The organism is Candidatus Sordicultor fermentans (genome assembly GCF_012728195.1).
Taxonomy (GTDB): Bacteria; Atribacterota; Atribacteria; order Atribacterales; family Caldatribacteriaceae; genus Sordicultor; species Sordicultor fermentans.
Window position 1 is genome coordinate 1 of the sequence record NZ_JAAYFP010000159.1, and the last position, 12550, is coordinate 12550.

Annotated in this window: 14 protein-coding genes, 2 tRNA genes and 1 other RNA gene; 3 read left to right on the top strand and 14 right to left on the bottom strand. The window is 43.1% G+C overall.

Going from position 1 to position 12550, the window contains the following annotated elements:
* From GXZ17_RS08075 to GXZ17_RS08085, 3 genes are all read right to left on the bottom strand, one after another.
* On the bottom strand, positions 1-431 hold a 431-nt coding region (locus GXZ17_RS08075), incomplete at its 3' end, for a tyrosine-type recombinase/integrase (RefSeq protein ID WP_409376781.1).
* A 105-nt stretch (positions 432-536) separates the two neighbouring features.
* Positions 537-613 (bottom strand) — tRNA-His (locus GXZ17_RS08080).
* Positions 614-695: 82 nt separating this feature from the next.
* Complete coding sequence (locus tag GXZ17_RS08085; protein WP_409376782.1) at positions 696-1436, bottom strand: heparan-alpha-glucosaminide N-acetyltransferase; 741 nt, start codon at positions 1434-1436, stop codon at positions 696-698.
* 370 nt (positions 1437-1806) lie between these two features.
* Here GXZ17_RS08085 and GXZ17_RS08090 point away from each other — a divergent pair, with 370 nt between their 5' ends.
* Together GXZ17_RS08090 and GXZ17_RS08095 are read left to right on the top strand one after the other, a co-directional pair.
* Positions 1807-3087 (top strand): DegT/DnrJ/EryC1/StrS family aminotransferase, encoded by a 1281-nt coding sequence (locus GXZ17_RS08090; protein ID WP_409376783.1) that lies wholly within the window; start codon positions 1807-1809, stop codon positions 3085-3087.
* Positions 3088-3092: 5 nt separating this feature from the next.
* Positions 3093-4136, top strand: coding sequence for a Gfo/Idh/MocA family protein (locus GXZ17_RS08095; protein WP_409376784.1), 1044 nt, complete (start codon positions 3093-3095; stop codon positions 4134-4136).
* Between the two features lie 589 nt (positions 4137-4725).
* Here the strand turns inward: GXZ17_RS08095 and GXZ17_RS08100 are convergent.
* The 11 genes from GXZ17_RS08100 to GXZ17_RS08150 form a co-directional block, all read right to left on the bottom strand.
* Positions 4726-4884, bottom strand: a complete 159-nt coding sequence (locus GXZ17_RS08100; protein ID WP_409376785.1) for a hypothetical protein — start codon at positions 4882-4884, stop codon at positions 4726-4728.
* A 294-nt stretch (positions 4885-5178) separates the two neighbouring features.
* Positions 5179-5781, bottom strand: coding sequence for an IMPACT family protein (locus GXZ17_RS08105; RefSeq protein WP_409376786.1), 603 nt, complete (start codon positions 5779-5781; stop codon positions 5179-5181).
* A gap of 108 nt (positions 5782-5889) precedes the next feature.
* Positions 5890-6819 carry a thiamine pyrophosphate-dependent enzyme gene (locus tag GXZ17_RS08110; protein WP_409376787.1) on the bottom strand — a complete coding sequence of 310 codons (930 nt, stop codon included), beginning with the start codon at positions 6817-6819 and terminating at the stop codon, positions 5890-5892.
* Between the two features lie 14 nt (positions 6820-6833).
* Positions 6834-8015, bottom strand: coding sequence for a transketolase C-terminal domain-containing protein (locus GXZ17_RS08115; RefSeq protein ID WP_409376788.1), 1182 nt, complete (start codon positions 8013-8015; stop codon positions 6834-6836).
* Positions 8016-8027: 12 nt separating this feature from the next.
* Entirely contained in the window at positions 8028-8318 is a 291-nt protein-coding gene (locus GXZ17_RS08120) for a 4Fe-4S dicluster domain-containing protein (protein WP_409376789.1), read from the bottom strand.
* Positions 8311-8886, bottom strand: a complete 576-nt coding sequence (locus tag GXZ17_RS08125) for a 2-oxoacid:acceptor oxidoreductase family protein (RefSeq protein ID WP_409376790.1) — start codon at positions 8884-8886, stop codon at positions 8311-8313. Before GXZ17_RS08125 ends, GXZ17_RS08120 begins: the two co-directional genes overlap by 8 nt.
* A gap of 5 nt (positions 8887-8891) precedes the next feature.
* On the bottom strand, positions 8892-9515 hold the full coding sequence (recR, locus tag GXZ17_RS08130; RefSeq protein ID WP_409376791.1) for a recombination mediator RecR: 624 nt from the start codon (positions 9513-9515) through the stop codon (positions 8892-8894).
* A 12-nt stretch (positions 9516-9527) separates the two neighbouring features.
* Positions 9528-9839, bottom strand: a complete 312-nt coding sequence (locus GXZ17_RS08135) for a YbaB/EbfC family nucleoid-associated protein (protein WP_409376792.1) — start codon at positions 9837-9839, stop codon at positions 9528-9530.
* Positions 9790-11409: a DNA polymerase III subunit gamma/tau gene (dnaX, locus tag GXZ17_RS08140; protein WP_409376793.1), complete on the bottom strand. Its 1620-nt coding sequence runs from the start codon at positions 11407-11409 to the stop codon at positions 9790-9792. Before dnaX ends, GXZ17_RS08135 begins: the two co-directional genes overlap by 50 nt.
* 37 nt (positions 11410-11446) lie before the next feature.
* Positions 11447-11712: signal recognition particle sRNA large type (ffs, locus tag GXZ17_RS08145), an RNA gene on the bottom strand.
* Between the two features lie 14 nt (positions 11713-11726).
* Positions 11727-11822 (bottom strand) — tRNA-Ser (locus GXZ17_RS08150).
* Between the two features lie 415 nt (positions 11823-12237).
* Here GXZ17_RS08150 and GXZ17_RS08155 point away from each other — a divergent pair.
* Positions 12238-12360: a hypothetical protein gene (locus GXZ17_RS08155; RefSeq protein WP_409376794.1), complete on the top strand. Its 123-nt coding sequence runs from the start codon at positions 12238-12240 to the stop codon at positions 12358-12360.
* Positions 12361-12550: the final 190 nt, after the last annotated feature.

Sequence of the window (12550 nt, forward strand, 5' to 3'; positions counted from 1 at the left end):
AGCATAAAAAGGATAAGACAGTAATCACGAAAGCCAGCATAACTCTTTTTATCTGGAGCGCCGAGTAGCTCTTTTAATACCTCCAGGGGTATTGCTCTAGCTCTCCCTTCATCTTTTCTCTTTTTAAAGTCTACCGGGTTTTTCTCGATGACGTTTTCTTTTACTAAAAAATCAAAGAAAGCTTTAAGATATACTCGGCGAAGGTTAAAAGTAGCAGGTTTAATATCATCGGAGAAATACTCAAGAATGGAAGCTCTTAATTCTTTTTCCGAGCGCAGAGCTTGAGGAAAGCGCTTGAAGAACATTGAAACGTGGAGCTTATAATCGGAAATAGTACGGGGGGATTTACCTTCTGCCTTCTTTTCAAACAGGAACAGCTCCAAGAAATTTTCCCAGCTCTCAGGTTGCGGAAGTTTTACTACCTGCCCCACAGAAATCGCCTCTTTCTGGGAGTAGATTTATAGTCATCGGACTCAGGGGTTTTTAGAGAGAAAACAAGGATGAGACAAGAGCCTTAAATGCAGTCAATGCGCTTCTGGGGTGAGCGAGGGGATTCGAACCCCCAACCCCTGGATCCACAGTCCAGTGCTCTAACCGTTTGAACTACGCTCACCACTTTATTCAAACTTAAGTCCATTAATATTTTACACTTGTTGCCTCTTTTAATCAATACCATTTGCCCCTAATGGGACAAGCTATATAGGCAGGTGAATTAGCCCCAGCAAGAAGAGAATAATAATTATAATGGGTTGATGGAGAATGTAAATAGTTAGGGAATGTTGACCCAAAAAAGACACTGCCTGAATTAAAGGCACTCGAGACCAATCAGGAAGGGAAAAAATTCTCTTATACCCGGGGTAGAGTTGTTTTCCCAGAAAGATTCCCAGTAGCACCACTCCCCACCAGGGAAAAAGAGGAAAGTAGTCTACAGTATGGAAGTTATAAGGCTTAAAACCGAGAAAAAGAAGGAAGGAAAAGGGGAAAGCTTGCGAAGAGAGAATAGAACCCAAAACCAGGCACAACATGCTTACTATCAGAGTGGAAACATCGCTCTTTAAAGGAAGGAAGAAATATCCCAGAATAGTAGATACCCCAATGCAATGAAGCACTCCAAAGCGAACATACCAATCACCCAGAGTGAAATAGGTGAAGACAGTAATCACCATCCCCCACCCCAGTATTCGGAGACCTCTTTTTAGATATTTAATAAAAGATGGCTTTTGCCCTTTCTGGATGATACGGTTATAGCTCAAAGTGAGGGAAACTCCTGCAAGGGCAAGGAAAGTACTAGCAGTGGCCACCTGGAAGTAATGCCAGAATCCTTGGTAGAGATTAATGTTCAAAGACCCAAAGCTATAAAGATTGTAAAGAAGATGGTATATGACCATAGTTATCACGGCACAACCCCGCAGGAAATCTATTTCCCAGAAACGCATAGCTATTTCCTCCACGTCTTATAATATCGGGTATTATTAGTTATTCATAGAGAATTATAACAGACTATAAGGAGACAAATTCCTCCCCTACAACCCCGGAAAAACAGAATAAACGCAAACAAATATAAAAAACTTAAAAAGGCAATCTGCGACACGAGTTTAAAAGCACAAATGATTTAAAAACTAGGACAACAATGCCGAGGAAAAATACCCAACATTGTTAAGGGAAAATGTATCGAGATTAAGGTGGACACCCATGTCAAGACAAAAAGAAACCTTTATTCCCCGGGAGCTTCCCTATTCTGTTATAATTGAGCCGAGAAGGGAAGGAGTTTATCCCCAAAGCCTATTTTAAAAAGGAGGATGAAAAATGTCTCAAACTTTAGCTATTGAGGGAGGAGAACCAATTAACAAGAAGCCTTTTCCTACCTGGCCATCTTTTTCGGAAAAAACGAAGCAAGAAGCATTGAAACCTCTGGAAAACGGGTTGGTTAATTACTGGACAGGAAACAAGGGAATAGAATTTGAAAAAAAGTGGGCGGAATATTGTGGTTGCCGTTATGGAGTTTCTACCACTAATGGCACATCTGCTTTACACGCTGCTTTGGCGAGCTGTGATATCGGACCGGGAGACGAGGTGATTGTACCCTCCTACTCTTTTATTGCTTCTTCTTTTTGCGTTTTGCAAGCAGGAGCTATACCAGTTTTTGCCGATGTGAGGGAAGATACTCATACTTTAGATCCTCAGGATGTAGAGCAAAAAATTACTTCTCGTACCAGAGCCATCATCCCTGTGCATCTTTATGGCATTCCTTGCGATATGGATGCCATTATGGAAATTGCCAACCGTCACAACCTTTACGTGATTGAAGATGCTGCTCAAGCCCATGGTAGCGAATATAAAGGCAAAAAAGCGGGTAGCATAGGTCATGTGGGGTGCTTCAGCTTCTGTCAATCCAAGCATTTTACTACCGGAGGAGAAGGAGGATGCCTAGTCACTAATGATGAGGAAATAGCCTGGAAGGCTCGTTCTTTCAGAGACCATGGCTATGACGTGAAAGAACGGTTACGATTGCTGGAAATGGAGAAAAAACTATTTTATATCCACGAACGAGTAGGATTTAATTATCGGTTGACAGAAATCCAGTCGATTATTGGTCTTTGCGAATTAGAACGCTTCGATTCCTGGAATAAACCCCGAAGAATAGCCATTGGAGAAAGATTTTTGCAGGCTTTCCAGGGCCATGAAGGTATTCTGCATCTCCCCCCTCACCAGAAAGAAGATAAATTGGTTTCCTTCTGGCTTTTCCCCATAGTAGTAAATATGGAAAGATTAAAATGCTCTTCTATAAAAGAATTCTGGCAAGCGGTAGAGGCAGAGGGAGTGCCGGTTTCCCCGGTTTTATGGCCTCAGATGTACCGGGAAAGAGCTTATTTAGAACACAATGGCTTTGGAAGAGTAAAGTTTCCCTTCCGCTCTAAAGAATATACTGACCCCTCAGCAGTAGAATACGATAAGGTTTTTTGTCCCAATGCTGCCTGGTTAGAGGAAAGAACTTTCTGCTTTCCCTGTCACCCGGTATACGATGATGAGCATGTGGATTTGATGATAGAAGCCTGGGAAAAAGTTTACGAATACTATAAAAGGTGAAAACTATGGTTGAGAGAGTCAAGTGGGGAGTAATAGGAGCGGGGGGAATTGCCCGAAGAAGAACCATAAAAGAAACAATAATGTATGCTAAAATGGCGGAAATAAAAGCGTTAATGGATATAGATGAGAAAGTAGTGAAAGAAGTAGGCAGGGAGTGGGGAATAGACCGATGGTTCACCGATGTAGAAAAACTTCTACAAGAAGATATAGAAGCCGTATATATCGCCTCTCCTAACTATGTTCATTACCAGCAAGCAAAGGCATCCCTTGAAGCAGGAAAACACGTTCTTTGCGAAAAGCCTCTATCTTTAACCCTAGAAGAAGGAAAAGAGCTAGCGCTTATAGCAGAAGAAAAAGGGCTAAAATTAGGCGTAGCATTTATGATGAGGTTTAATGTATATCATAAAGAAATTAAAAGGTTGATTGAAGAAGGAGCTCTGGGACAATTGGTGGCAGGTAGAGCCCAGTTAACCTGCTGGTATCCCCCTCTTCCCTCTGCCTGGCGGCAAGACAAGGAAAAAGGGGGAGGAGGAGCACTTATAGACATGGGTTGTCACTGTATTGACCTCCTGGAATGGTTTTTTGGAGAAACAATTGAAGTTGCCGCTTTTTTAGATACCATTACTCATTCTTACCTCGTAGAAGATACCTCTACAGCAATACTTAAGTTTAGAAACGGAGCGCAAGGTATAGTGGACAACTATTTTAACGTTCCTGATAAAGCAGCTAAAAATATACTGGAAGTCTATGGAACTAAAGGGGCAGTCATTGCTCACCAAACTATCGGACAAGACCCGGGAGGCAAAATGTGGCTTTATCAGGAAAAGGGAGAAAAAAGCTATAACGCAGAGCAAGAAAGAGAAGAAAATGCTTATAAAGAAATAAAACTCGAACCCTTATCTCTTTATGCTCAAGAAATTGATGCTTTCAGTCAATGGATAAGAGGAGGAGAAAAACCAGTAATCAGCTACGAAGTAGGATTAAGAAATTCAAAGGTGATAGAAGCTATTTATCGAGCACAGGAAGAAAAAAGAGTAATAACAGTCTGAGTCCTGTCCTGAGGAAGAGTGCTGGGGGAAGATCTTACAAGGAGAATCGCCTCACCTTCTTCCTCTCCTCTTATACTGGTAGAAGATTTTCTCATCAGTAGTATTTACTGTTTTTCCATTTTCGTATTTTTCCGAGAATTATAAAAGGGTATCCCCTTTTATAATATTTCCTGTCATGAAATCATTATTGGGAAACTTAAAAGCTCTAAATACCTTTAGACTTCTTATAGAGGCATTCAGGAGTAACTTCACTTTTCCCGTCATTCCCAAAAGTTTTAGTCGGAAATTTAGATGCTTTTGCCCTTAAATAATATAGATTCCTGATAGAAACATTCAGGAATGAGGGACTTGGGGATGATAGAAACATTCAGGAATGACGGGAGGTACTCAGGGGTAACGACAAAGCAAAGACACCCTCACCCTAACCTTCTCCCTCGAAGGGAGAGGAGAAGAATAAAAAAAATCGAGGGAGAGATAAGAAAGAGATTGATAAAGAGGAATTTTTATGGTTCTTCAGATTTAATTGTCCTGGTTAATGATAATACAACTTTAAAAAAGAGGGTTTGTGAGAATATCCCTGAATCAGAGCTTAACCTTTAGCTACTCCCCGGTTGGCCATATAAGCACACAGAACTATAATTATCCCGATTACTATATGGAGCCATAGCGAAGCCCCTTTTACCCCCGCAGCAATGGGACAAATTATGGTTACAATCCCGATTATCAGGTTTATCCAGTTATACACCATTTCTCCCTTCTCCTTTTTACTAATTCTTAACTCTCTCGCAAACCCTCTTTGAGAGAATTATATCTCAACTTAAAGGACAAAAATAGCTATTATAATCGGTGGAGATTCGAGTTTCGCGATAGAACCACACCTTTTCTTTTTGCCCAAGAAGAGGTACAAGCTGTGATTAATTAAAACAAGGGAAAACTGGAAAATGGGGAATCCTGACTTGAACATAATTATGGGGAAAGAATAAAGAGGGGGTTATTTTCTTTTCCTACCGATGGATCAGTTTTTTGCTTACCCGGGCAAATTCTACCTTACTCTTCTTCCTTCTAAAATTTTCCCTGTCCTTTCTCCTTCCTCAAGAATTTCTTTTATTTTCTCTTCTTCGCTTTGAGAAATGCGAAGGTGCACTTCTCCTCTATCGGGATAAATTGAGAGAAGCTGCTTATCCTGAACAACCTCTACCAGTTGATTCACCACCAGACTAAAATAAACAGGGTCAATCTTAACCAAAAATTCTATTTCTCTGTACGCTTTTTTGCCCGATTTCTCCAAAACCAGCTGAGCAGTTTTCCCATAAGCATCAATCAATCCTCTGATCCCCAATTTTTTACCCCCGAAGAAACGCACCACCACCACCATGGTATCGGTGAAATCTCCCCGCCGGATAGCACCCAGTATGGGTCTTCCTGCACTTCCCGGTGGCTCCCCTGCGTCGGAAGAAAATTCCTCTACCGTATTTTCTCCTATGCGGAAAGCATAGCAATAGTGAGTGGCGCCGGGAAAAAGCTTCATCACCTCGTGTAACCTCTCTTTCACCTCTTCCCGAGAGCGCACTTCCAGGCTTTTCCCCACAAATCGAGAGCGATTTATGACTAACTCTACCTCTTCTTCTTTTTTAAGAAAAAACATTTTTTATCACTATCTGGAGCATCAATTTAAAACATTTTCAAGCAGCTTAAAAGAAGATTAACAGGAGCCAGAAAGCTCGAAAGCTCTGGCTCCTCTCAGGGTAAAAAACTACTTTTTAGTTTCTCCGCACTTCTCGAGCAGTCTTTCCCATTCCCGATCTACATAGGCCTGGAACTCATCGATAAGATAACGGTAAGCAGGAGAAAAGAGATGTTGGAACCGACCCTGCACCTTCAGCCATTCTTCTACCGGTTTTTTCTCCCTGGGCTTATAAGTAAGTCGATATTCACCATTTTCTACTTCATAAAGAGGCCAGATGCAGCAATCCACTGCTAACTGATTCACTTTCAATGTATCAGCAGGGAGGTGGCGCCATCCCCGATTGCAAGAAGCCAGCACATTAAGAAAAGCGGGGCCTTCCGTATGAAAAGCTTTTTCTGCTTTGAGGGTTAAATCTCGCCAGTTAGAGGGAACGGATTGAGCCACATAGGGAATATCATGAGCTACAGCAATTTCAGTTAAATTTTTTCTCCACTGGGTTTTCCCGGGAAGGACTTTCCCCACCGGGCTTGTAGTAGTCCATGCTCCTAAGGGAGTAGCACTGGAGCGCTGAATACCGGTATTCATATAGGCTTCGTTGTTGTAACACACATACACAAATCGATGTCCTCTTTCCCAGGCTCCAGAAAGAGATTGTAGACCAATATCATAAGTTCCACCATCACCACCAAAAGCCACAAAATATATGTCTTCGTCGATCTCTCCTCTTTTTTTCTTCGCTCGATACATGGTCTCTACCCCGGTGATGGTAGCAGCTGCGTTTTCAAAAGCACTGTGAATCCAGGGAATGTTCCAGGCGGTGTAGGGGAAAATAGTGGTAGATACCTCCAGACATCCCGTAGCATTGGCAGCAACTACTGGTTTGTCAGCAGCAGCCAGAATCAGTCGGATGGCGATAGGAGCTCCACATCCCGCACATAACCTGTGCCCCGAGGTGAGTCTCTCCGGTCTTTTAGCCAATTCTTTTAGAGGTGGCATTTTCTAAAAACCTCCTATTCTCGTAAACCTAAATAATCGATATGCTGTTCTATCTTTCCTGCTTTTACCACTTCCTCTGTTCTCTCTAAAGCTTTTTCTATATCTTCAGGATAAATGTCCCTTCCTCCCAGACCATAGAAGAAATTTATGATTGAAGGACGAGAAGGGGCATCGTAAAGAGCAGAGCGAACTTCAGTAAACAGTGGTCCACCAAATCCTCCAAAGGAAACAGAGCGGTCTAAAACTGCTATCCCCTTCAAAGGAGAAAGAGCTTCAATTACGCTTTCTCGGGGAAAAGGGCGGAAACAGCGCATTTTGAGAAGTCCCACTTTTTTCCCTTTCTCCCGCAGAGAATCAATGGCTTCTCGAGCCGTTCCACAAGTGGAACCCAGAGCCACTACTGCATATTCAGCATCTTCTAACCGATAACCTTCCAGGAGTTCATAATTTCTCCCGGAAAGCTCTCCAAACTCCTTACCCACTCGTTCAATTACCGGTAAACAGTTATCAATAGCTTCGATTTGAGACCTTTTGTGCTCAAAATAATAGTCAAAAAGGTCAATAGGCCCGTAGGTAACCGGATTATTTAAATCGAGAAGAGGATAGCGCCCTTTGTAGGCACCAATGAAGTTCTTCACTTCCTCATCTTCTAAAATTTCTACCCGCTCTACAGCGTGACTGATGATAAACCCATCTTGAGTAACCATAATCGGGAGTCTTACCCCTAAATCTTCAGCAATTTTAATTGCCTGGATGGTGTTGTCATAGGCTTCTTGAGCGTTTTCTGAAAAAAGATGAATCCATCCTGCATCTCTTGCTCCCATAGTATCAGCATGGTCACAGTGAATATTAATATTGCCAGACAAAGCTCGGTTGGTTACCATCATCACAATGGGAAGACGCATGCTGGCAGCAATATAGAGCATCTCCCACATGAGAGCTAAACCGTTAGCAGCAGTGGCGGTCATCACTCTTCCCCCTGCAGCAGCTGCTCCTATGCAGGCGCTCATAGCACTGTGTTCGCTTTCTACAGTTATAAATTCGCTATCTACCAACCCTTCACTAACATACTCGGCAAACCTCTCTACACAATCGGTCTGGGGGGTGATAGGGTAAGCTGCCACCACATCAGGGTTAATCTGTTTCATAGCATAAGCTACTGCGGCATTGCCGTTAAAACCCACAACTTTAGCCATTTCTCTCACCTCCTATCGCTCCGGAACCATAGTAATGGCTCCTTTAGCAGGACAAGCAGCGGCGCAGATTCCACAGCCTTTACAATAATCGTAGTTAAAAGCCAGCATCTTTCCTGCTTCGGCGTCCACTATCACTGCATTATCCGGACAATAAGCCCAGCAAAAGAAACAGTGAATACATTTTTCCGGGTTAAGCTCCGGTTTTTCAGTTCGCCAATCTCCGGTTTTATACTCTTTGGCATTACCCGCCTCTACAATTAATCCGCCGGGCACCAATTCCTTCCATCCTTTGAGCTCACTCATCTATCTGTGCCTCCTCACAAGCTTTAGTAAGACAAAGCAAGTTTTTATCTATGACTTCCGGTCTCAGTTTTTCTCCAAACTGGGAACGAACAGCTTCTAACAGGTTTTCCATACTAACTTCTGGGAGAACTTTACCGAGAGCACCCAGCATGGAAGTATTAACTACCACTCTTCCTAAAATATCTCGAGAAATCTGGGAAGCATCTACCGTAACCACTCTTCCCCCCTTAAAACCTAACATCTCTCTCAGTTCTTGAGGAGAACCTTCAAAATTAACCACTATAGTTCCTTTTTCATCTAACCCTTCTAAAATTTCCGCTAAACCCAAAAGAGTAGGGTCTATCACTACCACTATTTCCGGGTTAGTAACTCCGCAGTGCATGCGGAGAGGTTGAGAACTGATGCGATTGAAAGCTTTTACCGGGGCTCCCATTCTCTCTGGCCCATACTCGGGGAAAGACTGAAAATATTTCCCCTCTCGCAGAGTTGCATCAGCTAAAATTCGAGAGGCAGTAACTACTCCCTGCCCTCCTCGACCGTGCCACCTGATTTCTAAGGGCTTTTTCAAGATTACTATTCCTCCTTTCTTGGTTTCAGGCTAATTCTTCTTCTTCCTTCTAAAGCTTCTTGCAAAGTTACTTCATCAGCAAACTCCAGATCTCCACCAGAAGGCAATCCTCGAGCAATAAGAGTTACAAGAACGGGAAACGATGATAATTTTTGTGCCAAATAAAGAGCAGTCGCTTCCCCATCTACTGAAGGACTGATGGCCAAGATCACCTCCTTTATTTCTCCCTGACTCACTCTTTCCAACAATTCCTTAATCTTGATTTTTTCTGGACCAATTCCAGAAAGAGGAGAAATAATACCCTGCAGAACATGATATAACCCCCGGAATCCTGTTTTCTCTATAGCTAAAACATCCTGGGGTCTTTCTACAACGCAGACTACGCTCCGGTCTCTCTGAGGATTCTCACAAATTTTACATCTATCTTCTTCAGTATAAAACCCACAGACAGAGCAAAAATGAATTTTCTCTTTTACCTCCTGCAGAGAAGACAACAGTTCTTCTACCTCTAAAGAAGGGGATTTAACCAGATAAAAGGCTAAACGCTGAGCGGTTTTGGGCCCAATACCGGGTAAACGAGAAAAAGCAGAGATAAGCCTTGATAAGGCTTCAGGATAAGATTCTGCCAACGATGTTCCTCTCTACATCAAACCAGGAAGGTTTAACCCCCCGGTGATTTTCCCCATCTCTTCTTCAGCTATTTCTCGTGAACGACGCAAAGCCTCGTTCACCGCCGCCAGAACCAGGTCTTGCAACATTTCCACGTCCTTTTCTTCCAATAATTCGGGCTCGATTTCAATATCTATTATCTCCTGCTGTCCATTACAAACTACCTTTACCATCCCACCACCAGATGAAGCTTCCACCGTTTTCTCTTTCAGCTCCTCCTGCATCTTGGCTATCTTAGCTTGCATCTTCTGGGCTTCCTTCATCAGATTTTTCCAGTTCTGCATCTTCCCACCCACCTTTCGCAATTTCCTCACTTAAGGAATAATCAACTAACACCCCGGAGAAGAGGTCAATAACCTCACCCATCAATGACTTATGATTATGAGAAAGTTGCTCCTCTCTCTTTTCTTTCCTGTCTTCTCTTTCCCTCTCTACTTCTACTTCAGGAGCTTTTTCATTTATAACACATTCTATTTTCCAATTCCCTCCTCGTCTTTTAGCCAGGACTTCTTTAAGAATGCTCAAGTTCTCCTCTCTTTCAACGCTCTCTTTGTGAAATTGACAATTAGAGCTAAACGATAAAACAGCATGAGAAGAACCTACTTCTCTAAAGTCAGCCGCTTGCAAAAATGCGTAAAGGGAAATTTTAGCTTTTTTTACCTCTTGCAAAATTTCCGGCCAGAAATTACCGTTATTCTCTTCTGGTTTCTGACTAACTTCTTCTTTTACCGGATTTTCCTCAGGTAATTTTTCCTCGGGCAATCCAGGTTGCGCCAGGCACTTAATTATATCCAATAAACAAAGTTCTAACAACACCCGAGGCTGTGAAGAACGACGGAGCTCAAACTCAAGATAACTTACTCTCTCTAAAGCTTTTTGTAAAGCTTCTTCGCTCACTTGTTTAGTTAGAGATTGCCACTCCTTTCTTATCTTTTCTCTTTTTTTATCCTGCTTTCGAGTAAGACGAAATAGTAGCAACTCCCGAAGATAGCTTTCCAGGCTGTGGCTGATGTCTTCCGGGCTTAAGCCTCTTTGAATCCATTGATTAAGAAGGAGAAGCGCTCCTCCTTTATCACCCTTGATTATGAGCTCAAGAAGCCGAGTAAAGTCCTCGCTATCTATTTCTCTTAAAATCAAGGAAGCAGTAGCTAAATCTACAGGCTCTTCTTCTCCCCAGGCTAAAATTTGTTCCAGCATCCCTTCGGCATCACGCATAGAACCTCCTGCTTTACGAGCTATGAGATAGAAGACTTCCTCTTCAATTGCAGCTCCTTCTTCTCTGGCTATCTCTTCTAACTTTTTCACCACAGCTTCTTCCGGTAGGGGGTTAAAAATGATTTTTACACAGCGAGAAATGATGGTATCGGGAAGGCGGCGAGGCTCAGTGGTAGCCAGCACAAATATAACGTGTTCTGGTGGCTCTTCCAGGGTTTTGAGCAAAGCATTAAAAGCTTCAGTCGTGAGCATGTGCACTTCATCGATGATGTAAACTTTGAAGCGAGACTGCAAGGGAACATATTTAACTCTTTCCCGGAGCTCTCGTATCTCATCTATACCCCGGTGAGAAGCAGCATCAATTTCTACCACATCCAGAGAATTTCCCTCCTGGATAGTCCGACAACTTTCGCATTCCCCACAAGGCTGAGGAGTTATTCCTTTCTCGCAGTTAACTGCCATAGCCAGAAGGCGAGCAGTAGTGGTTTTTCCTACCCCTCGCGGTCCACAAAAAAGATAGGCATGATGAAGTCGTTTTTTATCTAAGGAATGGGTTAAAATACGTACCGATACCTCTTGTCCTACTACTTCTTCAAAACGAGACGGTCTCCATTTCCTATAGAGTGACAGGTAAGCCAATGTTCTACCTTCTTAGTTTTCAATAAACTGCCTCTAATCGTGCACCGACATTCGATAATTTCTTCCCAGCCGTAGCAGAGGCAGCAAACTCCGGTTAGGCACCCTTGCGGCACCCGAAGAGCTTCACGTACCGCTGCTCCCTCCCGGGCCTGACGGGGTTAGTAAAGATTCGTCGCGCAAGACCCAACCTTCACCGTTCCGTTCCTCCACCCGGAACTGAAAAGAAAAAACCTCCTGTCGGAATTCAGCCCTGCTGTAGCGGATTGCAGGTACAGGGCACCGCTATCTCCCCGCTTAGCACGATTAGAGGCAAATCTTGGCGGAGAGGGTGGGATTTGAACCCACGAGACAGGTTCAACGCCTGTCTACCCGCTCTCCAGGCGGGCGCCTTCGGCCAGCTCAGCCACCTCTCCTCTTGAGAATAATTATAAAGGGAAAGAGGAAGTTTTACAAGTTTATTTCCATCGAACGCTAAAATCGACTATGAGAGGGCGCTGCCCCTTATAACCCCCGAAAAAAACTAAAAAGCAAATTAGATAGAGTAAAAAACTCGGGATTGCCACGCCATACGAGAATACGAGGCTCGCAATGACCGCCCTTGCCCGTCACCCCTGAATGGTTCTATTTCCCCTTTTTCGTCACCCCGGCAATTTTTAAGCTGTTTTTAGCCTGCTCCTGAATGCTTCTATCAGGAGTCCATAAGTATTTAAAACCAAAGAAAAAGCAAAAACGTGGATTCCCGATTAAAGATTTCGGGAATGACAAAAAAAGAGGCGTCATTCCTGAATGGTTCTACGAGGAATCTAAATAATGGGAGGGAGCACTTTTATGGTTCCAAAAAGAAGAAGCAAAAACGTGGATTCCTCGCTAAATTTCAGGCATGACAGAAAGGGAAACCCTTCCAAGGAGAGGGTGAAACCAAACTATGAGGAGGCAAAACACTCCTCATAACCCCCAAGAGACTAAAACAGAGCAGCCTACGGCGTAAGACCAAGAAAACAAAAACCTAAAAAGCAAAGACTACTGGTGGGAAACACTCCACCAGTATAAGGGGGAAAGAATTCCCCCTTATGAAGCCGACAATAGGGGGTAAACCCCTTATAACCCCAAAAAAAAAACAAAAAGCAAAAACTGCTGAGGG

Excerpts from the sequence above, each read along its gene's own strand:
- GXZ17_RS08085 (WP_409376782.1), bottom strand. The coding sequence starts at position 1,436 with ATGCGTTTCTGGGAAATAGATTTCCTGCGGGGTTGTGCCGTGATAACT.
- GXZ17_RS08090 (WP_409376783.1), top strand. The coding sequence starts at position 1,807 with ATGTCTCAAACTTTAGCTATTGAGGGAGGAGAACCAATTAACAAGAAG.
- GXZ17_RS08095 (WP_409376784.1), top strand. The coding sequence starts at position 3,093 with ATGGTTGAGAGAGTCAAGTGGGGAGTAATAGGAGCGGGGGGAATTGCC.
- GXZ17_RS08100 (WP_409376785.1), bottom strand. The coding sequence starts at position 4,884 with ATGGTGTATAACTGGATAAACCTGATAATCGGGATTGTAACCATAATT.
- GXZ17_RS08105 (WP_409376786.1), bottom strand. The coding sequence starts at position 5,781 with ATGTTTTTTCTTAAAAAAGAAGAAGAGGTAGAGTTAGTCATAAATCGC.
- GXZ17_RS08110 (WP_409376787.1), bottom strand. The coding sequence starts at position 6,819 with ATGCCACCTCTAAAAGAATTGGCTAAAAGACCGGAGAGACTCACCTCG.
- GXZ17_RS08115 (WP_409376788.1), bottom strand. The coding sequence starts at position 8,015 with ATGGCTAAAGTTGTGGGTTTTAACGGCAATGCCGCAGTAGCTTATGCT.
- GXZ17_RS08120 (WP_409376789.1), bottom strand. The coding sequence starts at position 8,318 with ATGAGTGAGCTCAAAGGATGGAAGGAATTGGTGCCCGGCGGATTAATT.
- GXZ17_RS08135 (WP_409376792.1), bottom strand. The coding sequence starts at position 9,839 with ATGCAGAACTGGAAAAATCTGATGAAGGAAGCCCAGAAGATGCAAGCT.
- GXZ17_RS08155 (WP_409376794.1), top strand. The coding sequence starts at position 12,238 with ATGGTTCCAAAAAGAAGAAGCAAAAACGTGGATTCCTCGCTAAATTTC.